This is a genomic window from Aminobacter niigataensis (genome assembly GCF_014200015.1).
Classification (GTDB): Bacteria; Pseudomonadota; Alphaproteobacteria; order Rhizobiales; family Rhizobiaceae; genus Aminobacter; species Aminobacter niigataensis.
In genome coordinates, this window is the sequence record NZ_JACHOT010000008.1 from 105,655 (window position 1) to 122,572 (window position 16,918).

A 16,918-nucleotide genomic window follows, 5' to 3' on the forward strand; every position below is an offset into this window, starting at 1 on the left:
TCGCTCCATCGTTACTTTTCAACCGATTTAACAGACCGTGCAGAACGAGTCCACGAAGCCTGCAGCGACATGGTGATGCGGCCCGCATGTCAGCTGGAAAACCGGACCGCCTTGCGTGCCTGCATAGCGCTCCGGCGCGTCAAGATCGACCGAAAATACCGGCGAGCCAGGACTTCAATGCTGACCACAGCCCGCCTGCTCCAGGCTGCAACGCCCGGCGTATCGCGGCTTGGGTTCGTTCACCGGCGATGCCATCAACGGCAAGGCCGTGCTCGGCCTGGAACTTCCTGACCGCGGACGCCGTGCCCGGGCCGTAGATGCCATCTGTGTCGACGGGATAGCCAAGTGCCACGAGCGCTTCCTGCAGTTCGGTGACCAGCTCGCCGCGCGAGCCGACCTGCATCGTCCGGTCGCCGGGGGCTGGGCCGTCGATCTGCCTTCGATAGGCATCGGCCAGCTTGGTATGGTAGCTGTTCTTGCGGAAGCCCGGGCCGTTATAGCCGTGTCCGACCGCTTCCCAGTCATGACCGTTGAGTGCCTCCTTGAGGCCGGCCTTGTCGATGTAGCGTGCCATCAGCCGTGCCTGGCCGGCAGCGCCGGAGCGCGCCTCGGCGACGAGCCCGTCGACATTGTCGAAACCGAGCCACAGCCAGTGCGACCCCATCACCTGCCCGAGGCCCCACGACGTCGATTCATAGGCGGCCTGGTGGTCGATGTCAGCCGCCTGTTCGAGCATTTGCCAGCGCGCCGCCTGGCCGCGCGGGTTGGCGACGGCACCCGTCGTCGGCGAGGCAAGGCCTGCCGCGCGCGCCCTTGCCTGTTTGTCGCCCGAAAGCCTGCGGTCGAAATAGTGCCCTTCGAAGCGGATCAACGGTTCGTTGCGTCCGTCGATCCTGGCGAAGACCTGGCCGGCGCTCTCGATCTCGGCAATGGCGAGCAGGGCGGCCGGCTCCAGCCCGAATTCGCGCGCCGCCCTCTCGATTTCATCGGCCGTTTGCTTGCTGAACATGCGCGACACTCTCCGTTTCGTCGCAACCATTGTCGCCGGAATTCCGCAGGCGTGGAGAAGATACCCCGGGAAATCGGCCGTCTTTCTCCGGTGCGAGACCGACCCGAATCAGGAACTGCCTGTAATCGCTCCACTTTCAGCTGCACGTTGAAAAAAATGAGGCGAAGCGCTAGTGGCTCACGCCATGAATCTTTCCACACCCGCATCCCAGTTCCGCGTCGCCGCCCTCTACCGCTTCTGCCGGCTGGAGCGCTTCGAGGACCTGCGCGCGCCGCTTGCCGCCTTCTGCTGCGGCCGCGGCATCAAGGGCACGCTGCTGCTTGCCCGCGAGGGCATCAACGGCACGGTCGCCGGCACCGGAGAGGCGATCGCCGAACTGATCGCGCATCTTGAAGCCATGCCGGAACTCGCCGGCCTTGAAGTCAAGTACAGCGCGGCAACCGAGATGCCGTTCCACCGCATGAAGGTGCGGCTGAAGAGCGAGATCGTCACCATGGGCGTCGAGGGCATCGACCCGCTCGCCAGCGTCGGCGCCTATGTCGAGCCTCACGACTGGAATGCGCTGATTTCCGATCCCGACACGATCGTCGTCGACACGCGCAACGACTATGAGGTTTCGATCGGCACGTTCTCCGGGGCGGTCGATCCGCAGACCAAAAGCTTCCGCGAATTCCCCGGCTGGGTCGAGGGCCATCGCAGCGAGCTCGAGGGCCGCAAGGTCGCGATGTTCTGCACCGGCGGCATCCGCTGCGAAAAGGCGACGGCCTATGTGAAGTCGCTCGGCATCGACGAGGTGTTCCACCTCAAGGGCGGCATCCTCAAATACCTCGAAGAGGTGCCTGCGGAGCAGAGCCTGTGGCAAGGAGAGTGCTTTGTCTTCGACGAGCGCGTTTCGGTGTCGCACGGGCTTGCCGTGGGCGAGGCCGAACTGTGCCGTGCCTGCCGGCATCCGCTGATGCCCGAGGAGTTGCTGTCGCCCAAGTTCGAGGCTGGCGTGTCCTGTCCGCACTGCCATGATACCCGCACTACCGAGGACCGTGCCCGCTACGCGGAGCGCCATCGCCAAGTAGAGCTGGCAGAACAACGCGGCGACGCCCCCCACATCGGCAGTTGAACGGCTGTATCGGATTGCCTCGCCAAATTGACCGGCGTCATTGTAATGTCGCGATCGTCCGCCTACCTCACGGCGACAGACATTCCTAACCGGAGGCATTCATGTTCGACCCCAAGAAGCTGCTCGACGATCTCCTCGGCTCCAAGATCCCAGGCACCGGCTCCACCGTGCGGGACAAGGCCGGGCAGGCGACCCAGCTCGCCAAGGACAATCCGCTGGCCGCAGGCGCGCTGGTCGCCGTGCTGCTCGGAACCGGTGCCGGCCGTCAGGTCACGGGCACGGCGCTGAAGGTCGGCGGCCTCGCGGCCATCGGCGGCCTCGCCTACAAGGCCTACCAGAACTACAAGGCCGGCAACGCCCCCGAGCAGACTGCCGCTGCCCCACAAGCCGAGCCGCAGCTCCTGCCGCCGCCGGCCGACAATTCCTTCCATCCCTCCCAGGCGCCCCAGGGCGAGACCGAATTCGCGCTGACCCTGATCCGCGCCATGATCGCTGCCGCCAAGGCTGATGGCCATATCGACGACGAGGAGCGCAAGAAGATCGGCGACAAGCTCAGCCTGTCCGGCATCGGTTCCGAGGCAGAGCAGTTCCTGATGGCCGAGCTCGATGCGCCGCTGGACCTCGATTCGATCGTCGCCGCGGCCCAGACCGACGCACAGAAGGTCGAGCTCTACACCGCTTCGCGCCTGGCGATCGATCCCGACACGCGCGCCGAGCGCGGCTATCTCGACCTTCTCGCCGGCCGGCTGAAGCTGCCGGACGCGCTGGTCGACCATGTCGAGGCGACGGTGTCGAGCGTCAAGGTGCCGATCGAGGCTTCGGCCAATCCACAGGTCAATCCACGCTGGTAGGTCTCTCTCGGGAGGCTCGCGAAAAGCAGCTAAAAGGCCGCTTTTCGCGTTAAGGATTTGTTAACCGAGCAGGCGCATCCTTTTCTTACTCGGATCGGCTCTCCTCCTCCCAAGCACGGTTCGATGAAAAACTGGGCGGTCGCCAATGACCGCCCTTTTTCTGTGGCCGATTTCCTTCGCTCCATCGCTACAATCAAGACAGCCGATCTGGTTTTGCTTGGGTCGGCGCTCTAGATTGTTGACGCTACAATGATCGTCCGCCGGCGATTGGTCATGCGCATGGAGGAGCTTCATCATGGCGAGCAACAGGGTCGCAGTGGTTACCGGTGCCGGCAAGGGCATCGGCAAGGCGGTGGCGACTGCGCTGCTGAGGGATGGCTGGAACACCGTCTTTTGCGGCCGCAGCAAGACGTCGCTCGACGCGGCGATAGCAGATGCCGGCAAGACCGACGCCAAGGCCCTGGCCGTGGTCTGCGACGTCACCAGGCCCGATCAGGTCGACGACATGTTCGAGACCATCACCGAGGCGTTCGGGCGGGTCGACCTGCTCTTCAACAATGCCGGCATGGGCTACAAGGCCTCCACCATCGACGAAATTCCCGTCGAGGCGTGGAACGATGTCGTGGCGGTCAACCTGACCGGCACATTTCTGTGCTCGCGCGCTGCCTTTGCGGCGATGCGCCGGCAAGAGCCGATGGGCGGCCGCATCATCAATAACGGTTCCGTCTCGGCCCATGCGCCGCGCCCCGGTTCGGTGCCCTACACCGCGACCAAGCACGCCATCACCGGCCTGACCAAGACGCTGGCGCTCGACGGCCGTCCTTACGACATCGCCTGCGGCCAGATCGACATCGGCAATGCCTTGACCGAGATGGCGGTGCCGATGACGGTGGGCGTGCAACAGGCGGACGGCTCGATTGCCGCCGAAGCGGTGATGGACGTCGAGCGCGTCGCCGAGGCGGTGGTCTACATGGCTGGCCTGCCGCTCGACGCCAACGTGCTGTTCATGACCGTGATGGCAACCAAGATGCCCTATGTCGGGCGGGGGTGATGTCCGTCAGGCGCTTCGGCTGCGCCAGTGAGTCAGGCGCCGGACGAAGTGGCGGTAGGATGAGCGCCGTAGCGGATAGGTCAGTTGCCCGATGAGGCCATTGCCCATCGGCTGGGGAACGCCCAGGGCAGTGTCGCATGCGCCGGGGACCCTGAACGTCCCGAAGGCCCAGTCGAACACCGAGAACACAGAGGCGAAGTTAGTGTTGTAGGCGATCGGCTCGGCTGAGTGATGCCAACGGTGCATTGCCGGCGAAACGAAGATGCGACCGAACGGACCGTAAGTCCAAGGCAGGTCGGCGTGGATGAAAGCGCCGTAGTAATGCCTCACGAGCCAGTTCACGAGGATAGCGTAGGCTGGCAGTCCCATCGACAGGATGAAGGCGAAATCGATCGCCACTGTCGTCAGGCGATTGATCGGATGGAACCTGAAGATCGCCAGCCAGGTCATCTCCGTGTCGCTGTGGTGGACGGCGTGCGACGGCCAAAGCAAGGCCGAATGCTCGATCCGATGACGCCAATAGCCGATGAAATCGCCGAGGAAGACGGCTGCGAGGCCGACCAATGCCGGGTGCAGTCCCTCCCACATGGTGGCGGGGACGAGGGCGAGGTCGTAGGTCTCGAACGCCTGCTTCATGAACAGTGCCAGGGCGACCAGTATCGGTGCGACCAGCAGCACGTCGATAAAGTGGATCAGCAGGTTGATCTTGGCCTGGGGAACGGCCTTCAAGATGTCGCCGACGAACCGCTCTCGCTTGACGACAAGCGCCAGCAGCACGAAGAACGGCAATGGCAGATAGATCGCGCGCCAGAAATCGTGCGCAGCGTTTGCCAAGTGCTCGAACGGTAGGTCAGGCAAGCAACATCCCCAATGCCACTGTTGGTACCATTGTGAGATGTGAATAAATCGAAATGGTTAACTTTGCGCGGCCCTGCGGCTATTTCGCCAGGAACGCCTCGATCCGCTCCAGCGCGCGCAGGATGTTTTCTTCCGAGTTGGCATAGGACAGCCTGATGTAGCCTTCGCCGAGGATGCCGAAGTCCGGGCCGCCGATCAGGGCAACGCCGGCTTCTTCGAGCAGCGCCGAGGCGAGCTTCTTGGCCTTCCAGCCGGTCTTTTCGACATTGGCGAAGGCATAGAAGGCGCCCTTCGGCGAGATGCAGGAAATGCCCTCGATGGCGTTCAGCCCTTCGACGACGATGCGGCGGCGGCTGTCGAAGGCGCGCATCATCCTGTCGACGTCGTCCTGCGGGCCGTCGATTGCGGCAATGCCGGCATATTGGCTCGGCGCGTTGACACATGACCAGCAATTGACCGCGAGCTTGCGTACCTTGTCGTAGAGTTGGCCGCTCCCCACTCCGTTCGGCCAGATCGACCAGCCCATGCGCCACCCGGTCATCGCCCAGGTCTTGGACCAGCCGTTGAGGATGATCAGCCGGTCGCGAATCTCCGGGAAGGCGAGCAGCGAGCTGTGGCGCTCGCCGTCATAAGTCATGACGTCGTAGATCTCGTCGGACATGATGGCGACGTGCGGATGAGCCTCCAGACCCTTGACCAGCTTGGCGATCTCGGTGCGCGGCGTCACCCCGCCCGTCGGGTTAGCCGGCGAATTGAGGATCAAAAGCCGCGTCTTCGGGGTGATCAGCGACAGCGTCTCCTCGGCGGAGAAGGCAAAGCCATTGGCCTCGCGCATCGGCACCGGCACCGGGGTCGCTCCGGTGAACTCGATCATCGAGCGGTAGATCGGGAAGCCGGGGTCGGGGTAGAGGATTTCCGTGCCCGGCTCGCCGAACATCAGGATCGCCGCGAACATCGTCGGCTTGCCGCCGGGCATGATCATGACGTTTTCGGGCGAGACTTCGACGCCCGTGGTTGCCAGAGTACGCCGCACCACCGCCTCGCGCGTGGCCAGCAGGCCGTTGGCCGGGGTGTAGCCGTGATGGCCGTCGCGCAGCGCCTTGATGGCGGCTTCGACGATATGCTCGGGCGTGCGGAAATCGGGCTGGCCGATACCGAGATTGACGATGTCGCGACCCTCGTGCAGTAGCGCCGTGGCGCGCGCGAGCACGGCGAAGGCATTTTCCTCGCCAAGGCGTTCAAAGGCGGAAATCGTGTGGAGCATTGCGGGCACTCGTCTGGTTCTGTCGATGTCCCTGGATTTTTGCGAGACTCGTGGCAGCCATGTCAAACGAATTGGAGAGATCGTTGACCGAGAACCTGCAGGACTGGAAGCCGAGGCCGCGCCCCGAGCGCATCGTGCTCGACGGAAATTATGTCCGGCTGGAGCCGCTCGACGCGGCAATGCATGGCGAACGGCTGTTCGATATGGCGACCGCCGAGGATGCCGAAGGCCGCTTCCGCTGGCTTTTCGACACCAAGCCGCAGACCCGCGCCGACTTCCAGCCCTGGCTCGACAAGTCGGCGGCAAGCAACGATCCGCTGTTCTTCGTCGTCATCGACAAGGCAAGCGGCAAGATGGCCGGCCGCCAGACGCTGATGCGCATCGATCCGGCTCATGGCGTCATCGAGATCGGCAACATCTACTGGAGCGACATCGTCTCCCGGCGACCGGCGGCGACCGAAGCGCAGTTCCTGTTTACGCGCTACATCTTCGAACTCGGCTACCGCCGCTACGAATGGAAGTGCAACAACCACAACGAGCCCTCCAAGCGCGCCGCCGAACGGTTCGGCTTCAAGTTCGAGGGCATCTTCCGCCAGCACATGGTCGCCAAGGGCGAGAACCGCGACACCGCCTGGTATTCGATCATCGACACCGAATGGCCGGCGCTGCGACGGGCCTATGAGGCCTGGCTCGACCCGGCCAATTTCGATGCCGCGGGCCAGCAGAAGCGGCGCCTTGAGGATTTCCGCACCGAATTCGGCGCCTGAGACGACCCGCGCCAACGATCCGCGGGCTTGCCATGCGACAATGGAACCGGCCATGGCGCGTTGGCTGATGCGCCGGCGGGCGCTATGAGGTTAAGTCACGCCGGGTACCGCACCCGGCAACATCCGGAACCCTGGGGCCGATAGCCGATGGATACCAAGACGCGCAATTCCGCCATCGCCGCCGCCATTTTCCTGGGCGGCTTCGGCCTGTTTGCATATTTCCTGCCCAAGATCATGCTCGCTGTCGGCGACTATTCGACAGTGGCCGCCGGCGTGATCGCGGTCATCTTCGTGCTGGCCTTCTTCGGTGTGTTCTGGCTGCGCGGGCGCAGCCAGCGCAACAAGGGCCTCTAGCCGAGGTCAGGCGCTCAGGCTGGCTGCCAGCAGCATGATGCCGATCAGCATGACGAGGGCGGCGCCGCCGATCTCGATTGTATTGTGAACGCGGTTGCCGGCGCGCCCGTCGCCGGCGATGGCGACGGCCCAGTTCTTCGCCGTCACCGCAAGCACGGCGAGCGCTGACACGGTGATTGCCGTTCCCAATGCCATGGCAAAGACCGAAAGGATGCCGCCGGCCCAAAGGCCGTTGAGGAAGGCGAAGCTGAGCACGATCAGGGCGCCGGAGCAGGGGCGGATGCCGACGGCGGCGACCGCTGACCACGCCGTCCGCCAGTCGAAATGCTTGCCTTCCAGCATCTTCGGATCGGGCGCGTGCGAATGGCCGCAGGTCGAGCAGACTTCACCCTCGGCGTGATGGTGCGCATGGCCGTGGTGATCGTGATGCGCGTGGCCATGAGCGTCGTGGGCATGATCGTGGCCGCAATCGCCATGGTCATGGTCGTGACCGTGTGTGTGGCCGGCATGCGCTGCCGACAGGCTGTGGCCCGCGGTCGCGCCGGCCAGGCCGAAGGCCATCGGCCGGAGCTTCTTCCACAAAAGCCAGGCGCCGAAAGCGGCGATCAGCGCGTAGCTTATGGTTTCCAGGAACCAGGTCGCGTTGGTCATCGACACCGAGGTGCCGCGCAGCACGAGGAACAGCAGCGTCATCAGCACGATCGCCGTCAGGCCCTGAAGGAACGCCGAGACGAATGACAGCATGATGCCGCGCTTCAGCGCCACCTCGTTGGCCAGCATGTAGGACGAGATCACCGCCTTGCCATGGCCGGGGCCGGCGGCGTGGAAGATGCCATAGGCGAAGGACAGGCCGACGAGCAGCCAGATGCCGCTGCCTTCGCCGTCGCGCATTGCCTTCAGCGAGCCGGTCAGCGATCGGTAGAATTGCTGCTGGTGGACATTGATCCAGTTGAGCAGGCCCGCAAACAGCCCGGTCGACGGAACGATGGCCTCATTGGTGCCGATGCCGAGCGAGCTCTGGGCATGGGCGTGGCCGGTGAAAAAATGGCTGAGCACGTAGCTGATCAACAGAAGGGCGAAGATCGCGCGGATGGTCATCTTCTTCACGGGATCACCCCTTGGCCTGGCAGTTCAGTTCGAGGCGGGTGGCGAAGATCTTGCTCATGTCGGTGCCGGTCGGGTCGTTGAAGAAGGCGTCGGTCAGGTTGGCCTGGTTCTGCGCGATCACTTCGTCGGGATCGGGCCGGATCACCTGGCGCGTACAGGACGAGGGCAGGTCGGCGACGTTGAGGTTGGTGTCTTCGGTGAAATCGATCGCCGTATAGAAGGTCGGATCGTAGACGCCGAAATCGATCTTTCCGGAGAGCTTCAGCGGCTCCTTCGGCTCCGCCTCGAACAGGATGATGAGCTGCTGGTCCTCCAAATCGGCGATCAGACCGGCTGGCGGCTTCATCGCCACATCCTTGCCGTCCAGGGTGACGACCTGGAAGTAATTGTACTCGCCGATGGATTCGAACACCGTCTTGGAAACCTCGGCCAGTTCGGCCTCGTCGAGCTTGAGATCGGCGTTCTTGTCGAACTCCATCAGGACCGTGCTGGAAAACAGGTCGTCGAAGCGCCAGAGGTGGCGCAGCGACTTCACCGTGTTGTCGGTGTTGAGCAGGACATCGAGCCGGGCTTCGGCGAAGACGTGCGGATGAACGCTGGCCGGCACTGTCGTTGCCAGCAGGGCTGCCCCGGCCGCGGCCAGTATCGACGTTCGCATTTTCAGAATCATGGCACTGGTGGTCCGGCGGTTCGAATGTAGCCGACCATTATCAGAAACAGGGCGAAAGTGGGACGTTCAGCCTTTCAATTCTGCGGGATGGTCGCAAGGATTGATCTTGAACCACTGCACCAGGAAATCGACGAAGACGCGTATCTTGGCCGGCAGATAACGCCTGTGAGGGTAGACGGCGAAGATGCCGCCGCCCGAAAGGCGGTTGTCGTCGAGCACGGCCACGAGCCGGCCGGCATCGATGTCCGGCGCGGCGATGAAATCAGGCAGGATGGCGAAGCCGAGGCCGGCAACTGCCGCAGCCCGTGCCGCCAGCGGGCTGTTGACCTCCATCGGTCCAGAGACCGAAACGGTTACTGTATCGCCGGTTTCGCCGACGAAGGGCCAGTTGGACAGCCAACGCCCGTTGGTGTCGATGATGCAGGGCACCTTGGCGAGGTCGGCCGGGCGTTGCGGCTTGCCGTGCTTGGCGATCGCCTCCGGCGAGGCGCAAAGCCTGATGCCGAAGGGCGCCAGCCGGCGTGCGATCAGCGAGGAATTCTCGAGCCGGGAGATGCGGATGGCAAGGTCGAAGCCTTCCTCGACGAGGTCGACGAAACGGTCGTCGAGATGGATTTCGAGCACGATGTCGGGGTGCTCCTTGGCGAAGTCGATCAGCGACTGGCCGATCGGGGCGTCGGCGAAGGTGCGGGGCGCCGACAGCTTGATGCGGCCGCGCACGTCGCCGGAGGATTCTCGCACCGCATCGGCCAGGCTGTCGACCTCGCGGACGATCTCGGAAGCGCGGCGATAGTAGGTGTGACCCGCTTCCGTCAGCGAGAACTGGCGGGTGGTGCGATTGAGCAGCAGGGCGCCGAGCTCGTCTTCCAGCTCGCGGACATATTTGGACAGCAGCGCCTTGGAGCGGCCGATCTTGCGTGCCGCCGCCGAAAAGCCTTCGGCCTCGACGACGTCGATGAAGGCGCGCATCCGGGTGAGTGTGTCCATGGTGCCTGCGGTCTCGTTCAAAAATTAGCTACGACGACGCTAGGATTGTTCACACCTGGGGGTCAAGTGCTCTGGCACGGAGCTTGTCGTGCCATGCGCGTCGGCGCGGGTGGCGATCAGTTCGAGACTTGAACCTCGACAGCGTCGAACCTGCCCGCCGCGAGGTCTTGCTTCCTGATCGTCAGCACCAGGTTGTCGACGTCGCCGAACATCCAGCCCATCAGGTTGCTGGTGGGAAGTTCGAGCAGGGTCACGTCCTTGTCGAGGTCGAACTGGTGCACATACTCAAAGGGCACGTGACCCATGCCCGCCATTTCATGTGCGGCCTGATCCTTCCAGATTGCCTCGAAATAGCTGCGCATTGCTGGAGGCAAAGCCTCGGGCGATCTTGAGTAGGCATGTCGCGCCCGGTCGAGCCGGAGGCACTCGAAATCCCAGACCCACAATGATCCTTCCCCATTTTGGGCGGTCAGCGGCAGTTGTTGGACTCGCGGATAGATGATCTCGCACTTGCCGAGTTCGGCCGTGATCGCGGCGATTTCATCCTCCGAAAGTTGCGTCTGGTCCGATGCCGCATTGGTCCGCTCGGCCACTGTCCGCACCTGGGCCAGGGCTGCTTCGAGCATCGGACGCCCTTTCGTCCTCGCTTCGATCAGTGCGGGCAAGGTGGCGGCACGTTCGCGCAGTTCGGCAAGATTTCTGGGCGGTACCGGCGCGGCTTCCGCGACCGCGAGCCAGTCAAGTACCTGTTCGAGCTGCTGTCGGAGCGGTGTGATCAGATCCTCGGCCAGATATTCGACGAGGCGCGCCTCCGCGATATCGAGCATTCCGAGGGTGGTGGAGCGATCGAACGGGCGATGCTCCGGCGACGGGTCGAAACCCTGTTTGTAGACTTCGTGGCTGGCCTCGCTATATCCTTCCCGCCGAGGGTCGGGGTCACCCGGCCGCAGCGCTACCAGATCGACCGGCCAGCGCGGCCAGGCGTCGATCGGCTTCAGCCGCGACTTCGCGTAAGGCAAGCTGATGGACCAGCCATCTATGCTCAGGTCCTCGGGTCCTTGCCGCCACGGCCCCATCTCACTCAGATGCAGCACATGCACCGCGTAGTCGGTCGGGTGGATGAAGAAGGCCAGCCAGCCGTCACGCGGACCGAGGCCGTCCCACAGATCGGCGGGAAGATCGGCGCAGCAGATCTGCACGAGGAAATTGGCGTTGCGGCCGTCTATCACCGGCCAGGGGATATACTCGGCCATGGCAGGCGCGCCGCCGAGCCAGCTTCTGGGGTGATCGACGTCGCGCAGCGGAATCTGCGGCACCAGCCGTACGACCACAGGCTCGGTAGCCTGCGCATCCATGAGCTTCTGTTCGTGCACGAGCTGGCCGGCCAGATCCTCCCGAATCTTGACCAGGAACTGGTGCTCAGCGCCGGTCAATGGCCGGTCTGCCGCTTGGGGAGGGGGCCTTCCGACCGCCTTGGCGATACGTTCCGGGGAGGGGGCTTGCATGGTTGGCATCGTAGCCTTGGCGGCACGCCGCCTGACGACAGGCTTTCCAGTCAGCTCCTGCTCGCTGTGTTGCCTGCGATAGGCCAGCACCGTGAAGACGACGGTCAGCAGGGCGAGCACGGCAGCAGAGGGAACTACGCCGATCCAGGACACGAGCACGAAGTCGAGGAAGGCATTGATGCCCTGGACGCCGTTGGAGACGCCACTACCCGGCAGGCCGTCGAGGAAACGCGTGAGCGTCTGGGCCACCAGCATGGCCATGAAGACGAAAACCAGTATCGGGCGGGTATATGGGCTCATGCGCGCAAGCTAGCGACGGATTCCTAAACAATCGTGATTGATCAGAACTGTCGCTACCTGCGCCGATTGCTAAAGTTGCTGCTGCAGTACTTGGCGTCCCAACTGGATGAGCGCCAGATCGCTGCCGGCAGGTCCCAGCAGCGACAGGCCGAATGGTGCGCCGTCCACCGTGCCGATGGGCAGGGTGATCTGAGGGAAGCCGGAAAGCCCCGACAGGCAAAGCAGCATCAGCGCGCGCTCGCGATAGGCCAGCAATTCGGCGTCCGCCGCGCCGGCTAGTGGGGCCGCGCCCGGCACGGTCGGCAGGATCAGGATGCCGTCATCGCCCAGCAATGCGCCGAGTTCGCTGCGGAAAGCGTCGCGCCTGGCGATCTCTGTTTGATAGGCCGCGGCATCGATGGTCGCGCCAAAGGCGAAGCGCTCCTTGACGCCTGGCCCGAGGCCGCGGTCTCCGGACGATATCCACGCGCCATGCTGCTGCCAGGCCTCAAAGGCCTGGACCTTGCGGAAGCACCAGTAGAGTTCGTCGGGCGAAAAGGTGAGGGGTGACGCCTTGGTTATGGGGCCAAGGGCGTTTTCGGCGATGCCGCGCATGCGCCGGTATTCGGCTGCCTCGGCCGGGCCGGAGGGCAGCGCGTCGAGCCAGTCGAGCGCAAGCGGCCGGACCAGTTCGCCGCGATGGGCATCCTCGCCGATGAGCAGCCTGGCCATCTTCTCATAGGTGTCGATGTCCCGGGCGAACCAGCCGAACGTGTCGAGGCTGGGGGCGAGCTTCATTGCGCCGTCGAGCGAGATGAGATCATGGGTCGTGCGCAGGCCGATCAGCCCGCAGAAACTGGCCGGTGCCCGGATCGAGCCACCGGTGTCCGAGCCCACTGCGATGTCGGCAAGCGCGCCGGCGACTGCGGCGGCCGAACCAGATGACGAGCCGCCGGTAACGCGGTCGGGTGCCGTGGGATTGATCGGGTGCGGAAAATGCGCGTTCTGGCCCATCAACGAAAAGGCGAGTTCGTCGGTCTGGGTCTTGCCGACGAATCGAGCGCCCGCATCGAGAATCACCTGCACTGACGCGGCAGTTTTGTGGGCCGGAAGGCTGCTGGCAGCCTTGCCGGGATTGCCGCAGCCGGTGACGAGGCCGGCAACATCGTAGATGTCCTTGACAGCCAGCCGCAGCCCCGCAAGCGGGCCATTTTCCGCATTGGAAACAGGCACTTGTGGCATGTCGAGGAACGAGTTGAAAGGGTCGGGCATGCTATTCATCGTTCGAAGCCTGTTTACGATATCGCCAGCATTGTTCGACGTTTGAATTTTTTCAACCCGCCATCCGATTTTAATTGATTGTGACGGCAGTGGTGCATATATCCCGGCTTGCCCAAAGTCGCACGTGCCTGTGGGTGTCCGCCGATCCCTCGAATGGCGAGGAAATCGGTAAGGTAACTGGAGCTAACCCCTCCAGTCGGTTTAGCGGCCAACCGCGAAATCGAGGACACCTTGAAGCAACGACGGTGCGGGCCTTTCTGGTTCTCTTCCGGCTGTCCAAAAGCCGGGGTTACTGAAGAGGCACACCTTCATTGCCGGCAGTGCGGAACGGGTCTTCCCATTTCCAAGCCAAGGCAGACAAAGCGAACCGAAGCCGGGCTGGCTCAGGTTCACCGCCGCGTGAAGCGCATTTATGGATCCAGGGTCTCCACAGGCTGGTTCCATCAAATAGCGATCATGTCTTTGTCCACCGCGGGATACCACGGCCGGGAACGGCCGTCCCGCAGCTTGATGATCTTGCGCGGCAGGACCGCGCGATGGAGAGACCTATGGCCACTCAGCGCATCCTCGACTTCCTCGCCACCCGACGTCCCTCGGGCCCCTGCCTCGTCGTCGACCTCGACGTCGTGCGCGACAATTTCCGCGCCTTCGAAAAGGCCATGCCGGAGTCCAAGATCTACTACGCCGTGAAGGCAAACCCGGCGCCCGAGATTCTGCGCCTGCTTGCTTCGATGGGCTCGTCCTTCGACACCGCTTCGGTCGCCGAAGTCGAGATGGCCATGGATGCCGGCGCGCCGGCCGAGCGCATCTCCTTTGGCAACACCATCAAGAAGGAGCGTGACATCGCGCGTGCCTTCGCACTCGGCATCCGTCTGTTTGCCGTCGACAGCGTCGAAGAGGTGGAGAAGATCGCGCGTGCCGCCCCCGGCGCCCGCGTGTTCTGCCGCGTTCTGACCGATGGCGAAGGTGCGGAATGGCCGCTGTCGCGCAAGTTCGGCTGCGTGCCTGCCATGGCCGTCGACGTGCTGCGCCAGGCCAAGGCGCTCGGCCTCGATGCCTATGGCGTGTCGTTCCACGTCGGTTCCCAGCAGGTCGATCTCTCCGCCTGGGACCGCGCGCTGGCCGACGCCAAGATGGTGTTCGCCAAGCTTGCCGAAGAAGGCATCACGCTCGGCATGGTCAACATGGGCGGCGGCTTCCCGACGCGCTACCTGCGCGACGTGCCGGCTGCCCAGGCCTACGGCCAGGCCATCTTCGAGGCGCTGTCCAAGCACTTCGGCAACAACATCCCGGAGACGATCATCGAGCCGGGCCGCGGCATGGTCGGCAATGCCGGCGTCATCAAGTCGGAAGTCGTGCTGATCTCCAAGAAGGCCGACAACGACAATCTGCGCTGGGTGTTCCTTGACATCGGCAAGTTCGGCGGCCTCGCCGAGACGATGGACGAGGCGATCCGCTATCCGATCGTGACCGAACGCGATGCCGACGAAAAGTCGCCATGCGTGCTCGCCGGCCCGACCTGCGATTCGGCCGACGTGATGTACGAAAAGACGCCGTACCCGCTGCCCCTGTCGCTGACCATCGGCGACGAGGTGCTGATCGAGGGTACCGGCGCCTACACGACGACCTACTCGTCGGTCGCCTTCAACGGCTTCGAGCCTCTCCGATCCTACGTGATCTGACGGCTCGCAAGAGTTGATCAGATCACCCGGCGCGGGCGCAATCGGCGCCCGCACGGGTTCGCTTGTGGAACAGTTATCCGCTCGTGAAGGATCGCGGACATGCATATTGAAATCGAAAAAACCAAAACCTCGCCCGACATCGTGATCGTGGCCGAAACCCTCGCCGACGTTCCGGCGCGCGAAGCTCTGCTCGACCGCGCCATGGGCCTGAAGCGGCGCAAGAAGTCGTCGGAGAAGCTGCGCCGCGGGCGCCGCCCGTCCGAGGGCCTGGGGCTGATCGCCCGCAATGCCGATGGCTCGGTGGTCGGCACCGTGCGGCTGTGGGACGTGCGCCTGGGCGAGGGTGGCCCGGCTGCGCTGCTGCTCGGCCCGCTTGCTGTCGACCAGTCGATGAAAAGCGCTGGCGTCGGCTCGGCGCTGATGCGCCACGCTATCGCAGAGGCTGCGCGCCTCGGCCACCGCGCCATCCTGCTGGTCGGCGATGCGCCCTATTATGCGCGGTTTGGCTTCACCGCTGAGAAGACCGGGCAGCTTTCGATGCCTGGCCCCTACGAGCGCGAACGCTTTCTCGCGCTGGAACTTGTTTCGGGCGCCCTGGACGGTACCAAGGGCGTCCTGAAGGCCGCCGGCCGCAAGCTCAAGACCGAGCGCGCGCGGCTGGCTGCCTGATCGTGACCTTCCCGTGCCTGGCGGTGACGGGAAGGTCCATTAGGTCTGTGGAACCGAGGCCTCAGCCGAGCAGGCTGCTGAGGCCCATGGCCACCGACATGTCGCCTTCGACCTTGATCTTGCCGGTCATGAAAGCCATCGTCGGGTTGAGGTCGCCTGCGATGAGCGACTCCAGATCGTCGAGCGACAGCTTGATGGTGCAATCGGCCGGGGCGTCGGTGGTCGACAGTGTTGCGCCGTCGATGACGATGACGCCATCGGCGCCGGTGTCGAACTTGACCGAACGGTCGAAGCCGGAACTCTCGACCTTCGACTTGATCTTGTCTGCGACTGTCTGAATGCTCATGGCTCTCTCCTGATCTTTCCTGAAAGGCGCTTTGCGCCCGGCCTCCCCGGACCAATCCGGCAAGCCGGCCCGCGTCACAGGACTGCAAAGCCTATAGCGGCCAATTGACGTTTACGTCAACGTAGATTTGAGGAATGGCTCGTTCCGGCTGGCTCGCATCGGGTTCAGTGAGCGGCGGCCGGTGCCTCTCCGGCGGCTTCGGCCTCGGCCGATTTAGCGGCCGCTGTCGCCGCTGCAGAACGGCGACGCACCGCATTGTCGCGCACGTCGTCCGGCGTCAGGAAGTCGATCTGCTCGACCATCACCTCATGCACCAGCTTCTCGCCGATACGGGCGTTGATGCTGTCACGCAGGCCGTTGCGAAAGGCGTCGAGGTCGAGCTTGTCGTATTGGGTGAAATCGATCTGCGGATTGCCGTAGAGATAGGAATAGACCTGGTCGACGAGCAGCGCGTCCATCGGCACCGACATCTTGGCAACCTGCTTGGGCTCGACCGTGTAGACCAGGCGCGTCAGGAAATAGCCCTCGACGCGCTCGCCCTTGAGCAGCGGCACCGAGATGACGTCGGTCTTGACGTAGTCGAGACCGCCGAGCAGCGGCTTCTTGTCGTCGGCCGCGGGCAGGTTGGCCGCGGCCTGGAACGAATAGAAGACCGCGCCGAGCGTCACGGCGACAATCCACAAGGCCGCCGCGATGAACTTGATCACCGCGCCCATCCGAATTCGTTGGCCGAGTAGGTGCCGTCGGTCTCGGAACGCTGGATGGCGTCCTTGAGCAGGTTGGCGACTTCGCTGACCGCGCTGAGATGGGCGAGGATGGCGCGTTCGTTTGCAGCGAGCTTGTCGCGCAAGCGTTCGACGCCGACCTTGAGATCGCCCGGAAAGTCCCCCTCGACCAGGCCCTTGGTGGCGCGCGTCAATTCGTAGAGATAGCGGCTCTTGCGCGCATTCGACGCCTTGATGTCGAACCGGGTGTCGGTGCGGATCGAGGCGGTTTCTTCTTCGACCGCCTCTTCGATGCGGCTGATGATGGCACCGATGTTGCCCGGCTGCGCCGACTGAACGAGTTCGATTGGCTCGGCCTTGGCCGGGAGGTTCGGCCTGTATTCGGAGAGATCCGACATA

The 16,918-nt window shown here is 63.9% G+C and carries 18 protein-coding genes; 7 read left to right on the forward strand and 11 right to left on the reverse strand.

What is annotated here, in order from left to right; genetic code table 11:
* Positions 1–139 precede the first annotated feature (139 nt).
* Complete coding sequence (locus GGQ99_RS22495) at positions 140–1,009, reverse strand: N-acetylmuramidase domain-containing protein (protein WP_183264247.1); 870 nt, start codon at positions 1,007–1,009, stop codon at positions 140–142.
* Positions 1,010–1,193: 184 nt separating this feature from the next.
* Between GGQ99_RS22495 and trhO the strand changes: the two genes are divergently transcribed.
* The 3 genes from trhO to GGQ99_RS22510 all read left to right on the forward strand — a co-directional run bounded on the left by trhO (position 1,194) and on the right by GGQ99_RS22510 (position 4,025).
* The gene (gene trhO / locus GGQ99_RS22500) at positions 1,194–2,123 is read left to right on the forward strand and encodes an oxygen-dependent tRNA uridine(34) hydroxylase TrhO (RefSeq protein ID WP_183264248.1); all 930 of its coding nucleotides are present in this window, start codon (positions 1,194–1,196) and stop codon (positions 2,121–2,123) included.
* A 101-nt stretch (positions 2,124–2,224) separates the two neighbouring features.
* Positions 2,225–2,974, forward strand: a complete 750-nt coding sequence (locus GGQ99_RS22505) for a tellurite resistance TerB family protein (RefSeq protein ID WP_108607101.1) — start codon at positions 2,225–2,227, stop codon at positions 2,972–2,974.
* Between the two features lie 295 nt (positions 2,975–3,269).
* A complete protein-coding gene (locus GGQ99_RS22510; RefSeq protein ID WP_183264249.1) occupies positions 3,270–4,025 on the forward strand; it encodes an SDR family oxidoreductase in 756 nt (251 codons plus the stop codon).
* A gap of 6 nt (positions 4,026–4,031) precedes the next feature.
* Here GGQ99_RS22510 and GGQ99_RS22515 read toward each other — a convergent pair whose 3' ends face one another.
* Positions 4,032–4,883 carry a sterol desaturase family protein gene (locus tag GGQ99_RS22515; RefSeq protein WP_210307989.1) on the reverse strand — a complete coding sequence of 284 codons (852 nt, stop codon included), beginning with the start codon at positions 4,881–4,883 and terminating at the stop codon, positions 4,032–4,034.
* 79 nt (positions 4,884–4,962) lie between these two features.
* Positions 4,963–6,147, reverse strand: coding sequence for a pyridoxal phosphate-dependent aminotransferase (locus GGQ99_RS22520; RefSeq protein ID WP_183264250.1), 1,185 nt, complete (start codon positions 6,145–6,147; stop codon positions 4,963–4,965).
* An 83-nt stretch (positions 6,148–6,230) separates the two neighbouring features.
* On the opposite strand from GGQ99_RS22520, the gene GGQ99_RS22525 reads away from it, so the two are divergent.
* Positions 6,231–6,914 carry a GNAT family N-acetyltransferase gene (locus GGQ99_RS22525; RefSeq protein WP_183264251.1) on the forward strand — a complete coding sequence of 228 codons (684 nt, stop codon included), beginning with the start codon at positions 6,231–6,233 and terminating at the stop codon, positions 6,912–6,914.
* 147 nt (positions 6,915–7,061) lie between these two features.
* Positions 7,062–7,268 (forward strand): hypothetical protein, encoded by a 207-nt coding sequence (locus GGQ99_RS22530; protein WP_183264252.1) that lies wholly within the window; start codon positions 7,062–7,064, stop codon positions 7,266–7,268.
* Between the two features lie 6 nt (positions 7,269–7,274).
* Here GGQ99_RS22530 and GGQ99_RS22535 read toward each other — a convergent pair whose 3' ends face one another.
* The 5 genes from GGQ99_RS22535 to GGQ99_RS22555 all read right to left on the reverse strand — a co-directional run bounded on the left by GGQ99_RS22535 (position 7,275) and on the right by GGQ99_RS22555 (position 13,097).
* Positions 7,275–8,366 (reverse strand): nickel/cobalt transporter, encoded by a 1,092-nt coding sequence (locus GGQ99_RS22535; protein ID WP_183264305.1) that lies wholly within the window; start codon positions 8,364–8,366, stop codon positions 7,275–7,277.
* A 13-nt stretch (positions 8,367–8,379) separates the two neighbouring features.
* Complete coding sequence (locus GGQ99_RS22540; protein WP_183264253.1) at positions 8,380–9,045, reverse strand: DUF1007 family protein; 666 nt, start codon at positions 9,043–9,045, stop codon at positions 8,380–8,382.
* Between the two features lie 66 nt (positions 9,046–9,111).
* Positions 9,112–10,032, reverse strand: a complete 921-nt coding sequence (locus tag GGQ99_RS22545) for a LysR family transcriptional regulator (RefSeq protein WP_183264254.1) — start codon at positions 10,030–10,032, stop codon at positions 9,112–9,114.
* 116 nt (positions 10,033–10,148) lie between these two features.
* Positions 10,149–11,798, reverse strand: a complete 1,650-nt coding sequence (locus GGQ99_RS22550) for a DUF1963 domain-containing protein (protein WP_183264255.1) — start codon at positions 11,796–11,798, stop codon at positions 10,149–10,151.
* Between the two features lie 108 nt (positions 11,799–11,906).
* Positions 11,907–13,097 (reverse strand): amidase, encoded by a 1,191-nt coding sequence (locus tag GGQ99_RS22555; RefSeq protein WP_183264256.1) that lies wholly within the window; start codon positions 13,095–13,097, stop codon positions 11,907–11,909.
* A gap of 548 nt (positions 13,098–13,645) precedes the next feature.
* Here GGQ99_RS22555 and odc2 point away from each other — a divergent pair.
* Positions 13,646–14,779 (forward strand): ornithine/lysine decarboxylase, encoded by a 1,134-nt coding sequence (odc2, locus tag GGQ99_RS22560; protein ID WP_108607108.1) that lies wholly within the window; start codon positions 13,646–13,648, stop codon positions 14,777–14,779.
* A 99-nt stretch (positions 14,780–14,878) separates the two neighbouring features.
* Complete coding sequence (locus tag GGQ99_RS22565) at positions 14,879–15,448, forward strand: GNAT family N-acetyltransferase (protein WP_183264257.1); 570 nt, start codon at positions 14,879–14,881, stop codon at positions 15,446–15,448.
* Positions 15,449–15,509: 61 nt separating this feature from the next.
* Here the strand turns inward: GGQ99_RS22565 and GGQ99_RS22570 are convergent, their stop codons facing one another.
* The 3 genes from GGQ99_RS22570 to GGQ99_RS22580 form a co-directional block, all read right to left on the reverse strand.
* A complete protein-coding gene (locus tag GGQ99_RS22570; RefSeq protein WP_343061769.1) occupies positions 15,510–15,872 on the reverse strand; it encodes an SCP2 sterol-binding domain-containing protein in 363 nt (120 codons plus the stop codon).
* 86 nt (positions 15,873–15,958) lie between these two features.
* On the reverse strand, positions 15,959–16,510 hold the full coding sequence (locus tag GGQ99_RS22575) for a hypothetical protein (protein WP_108607111.1): 552 nt from the start codon (positions 16,508–16,510) through the stop codon (positions 15,959–15,961).
* Positions 16,498–16,917, reverse strand: coding sequence for a hypothetical protein (locus tag GGQ99_RS22580; RefSeq protein WP_108607112.1), 420 nt, complete (start codon positions 16,915–16,917; stop codon positions 16,498–16,500). Before GGQ99_RS22580 ends, GGQ99_RS22575 begins: the two co-directional genes overlap by 13 nt.
* Position 16,918 lies beyond the last annotated feature (1 nt).

Excerpts from the sequence above, each read along its gene's own strand:
- GGQ99_RS22540 (WP_183264253.1), bottom strand. The coding sequence starts at position 9,045 with ATGATTCTGAAAATGCGAACGTCGATACTGGCCGCGGCCGGGGCAGCC.
- GGQ99_RS22575 (WP_108607111.1), bottom strand. The coding sequence starts at position 16,510 with ATGGGCGCGGTGATCAAGTTCATCGCGGCGGCCTTGTGGATTGTCGCC.
- odc2 (WP_108607108.1), top strand. The coding sequence starts at position 13,646 with ATGGCCACTCAGCGCATCCTCGACTTCCTCGCCACCCGACGTCCCTCG.
- GGQ99_RS22555 (WP_183264256.1), bottom strand. The coding sequence starts at position 13,097 with ATGAATAGCATGCCCGACCCTTTCAACTCGTTCCTCGACATGCCACAA.
- GGQ99_RS22510 (WP_183264249.1), top strand. The coding sequence starts at position 3,270 with ATGGCGAGCAACAGGGTCGCAGTGGTTACCGGTGCCGGCAAGGGCATC.
- GGQ99_RS22520 (WP_183264250.1), bottom strand. The coding sequence starts at position 6,147 with ATGCTCCACACGATTTCCGCCTTTGAACGCCTTGGCGAGGAAAATGCC.
- GGQ99_RS22505 (WP_108607101.1), top strand. The coding sequence starts at position 2,225 with ATGTTCGACCCCAAGAAGCTGCTCGACGATCTCCTCGGCTCCAAGATC.
- GGQ99_RS22530 (WP_183264252.1), top strand. The coding sequence starts at position 7,062 with ATGGATACCAAGACGCGCAATTCCGCCATCGCCGCCGCCATTTTCCTG.
- GGQ99_RS22550 (WP_183264255.1), bottom strand. The coding sequence starts at position 11,798 with ATGGCCATGCTGGTGGCCCAGACGCTCACGCGTTTCCTCGACGGCCTG.
- GGQ99_RS22545 (WP_183264254.1), bottom strand. The coding sequence starts at position 10,032 with ATGGACACACTCACCCGGATGCGCGCCTTCATCGACGTCGTCGAGGCC.
- trhO (WP_183264248.1), top strand. The coding sequence starts at position 1,194 with ATGAATCTTTCCACACCCGCATCCCAGTTCCGCGTCGCCGCCCTCTAC.
- GGQ99_RS22535 (WP_183264305.1), bottom strand. The coding sequence starts at position 8,366 with ATGACCATCCGCGCGATCTTCGCCCTTCTGTTGATCAGCTACGTGCTC.
- GGQ99_RS22565 (WP_183264257.1), top strand. The coding sequence starts at position 14,879 with ATGCATATTGAAATCGAAAAAACCAAAACCTCGCCCGACATCGTGATC.
- GGQ99_RS22580 (WP_108607112.1), bottom strand. The coding sequence starts at position 16,917 with ATGTCGGATCTCTCCGAATACAGGCCGAACCTCCCGGCCAAGGCCGAG.
- GGQ99_RS22495 (WP_183264247.1), bottom strand. The coding sequence starts at position 1,009 with ATGTTCAGCAAGCAAACGGCCGATGAAATCGAGAGGGCGGCGCGCGAA.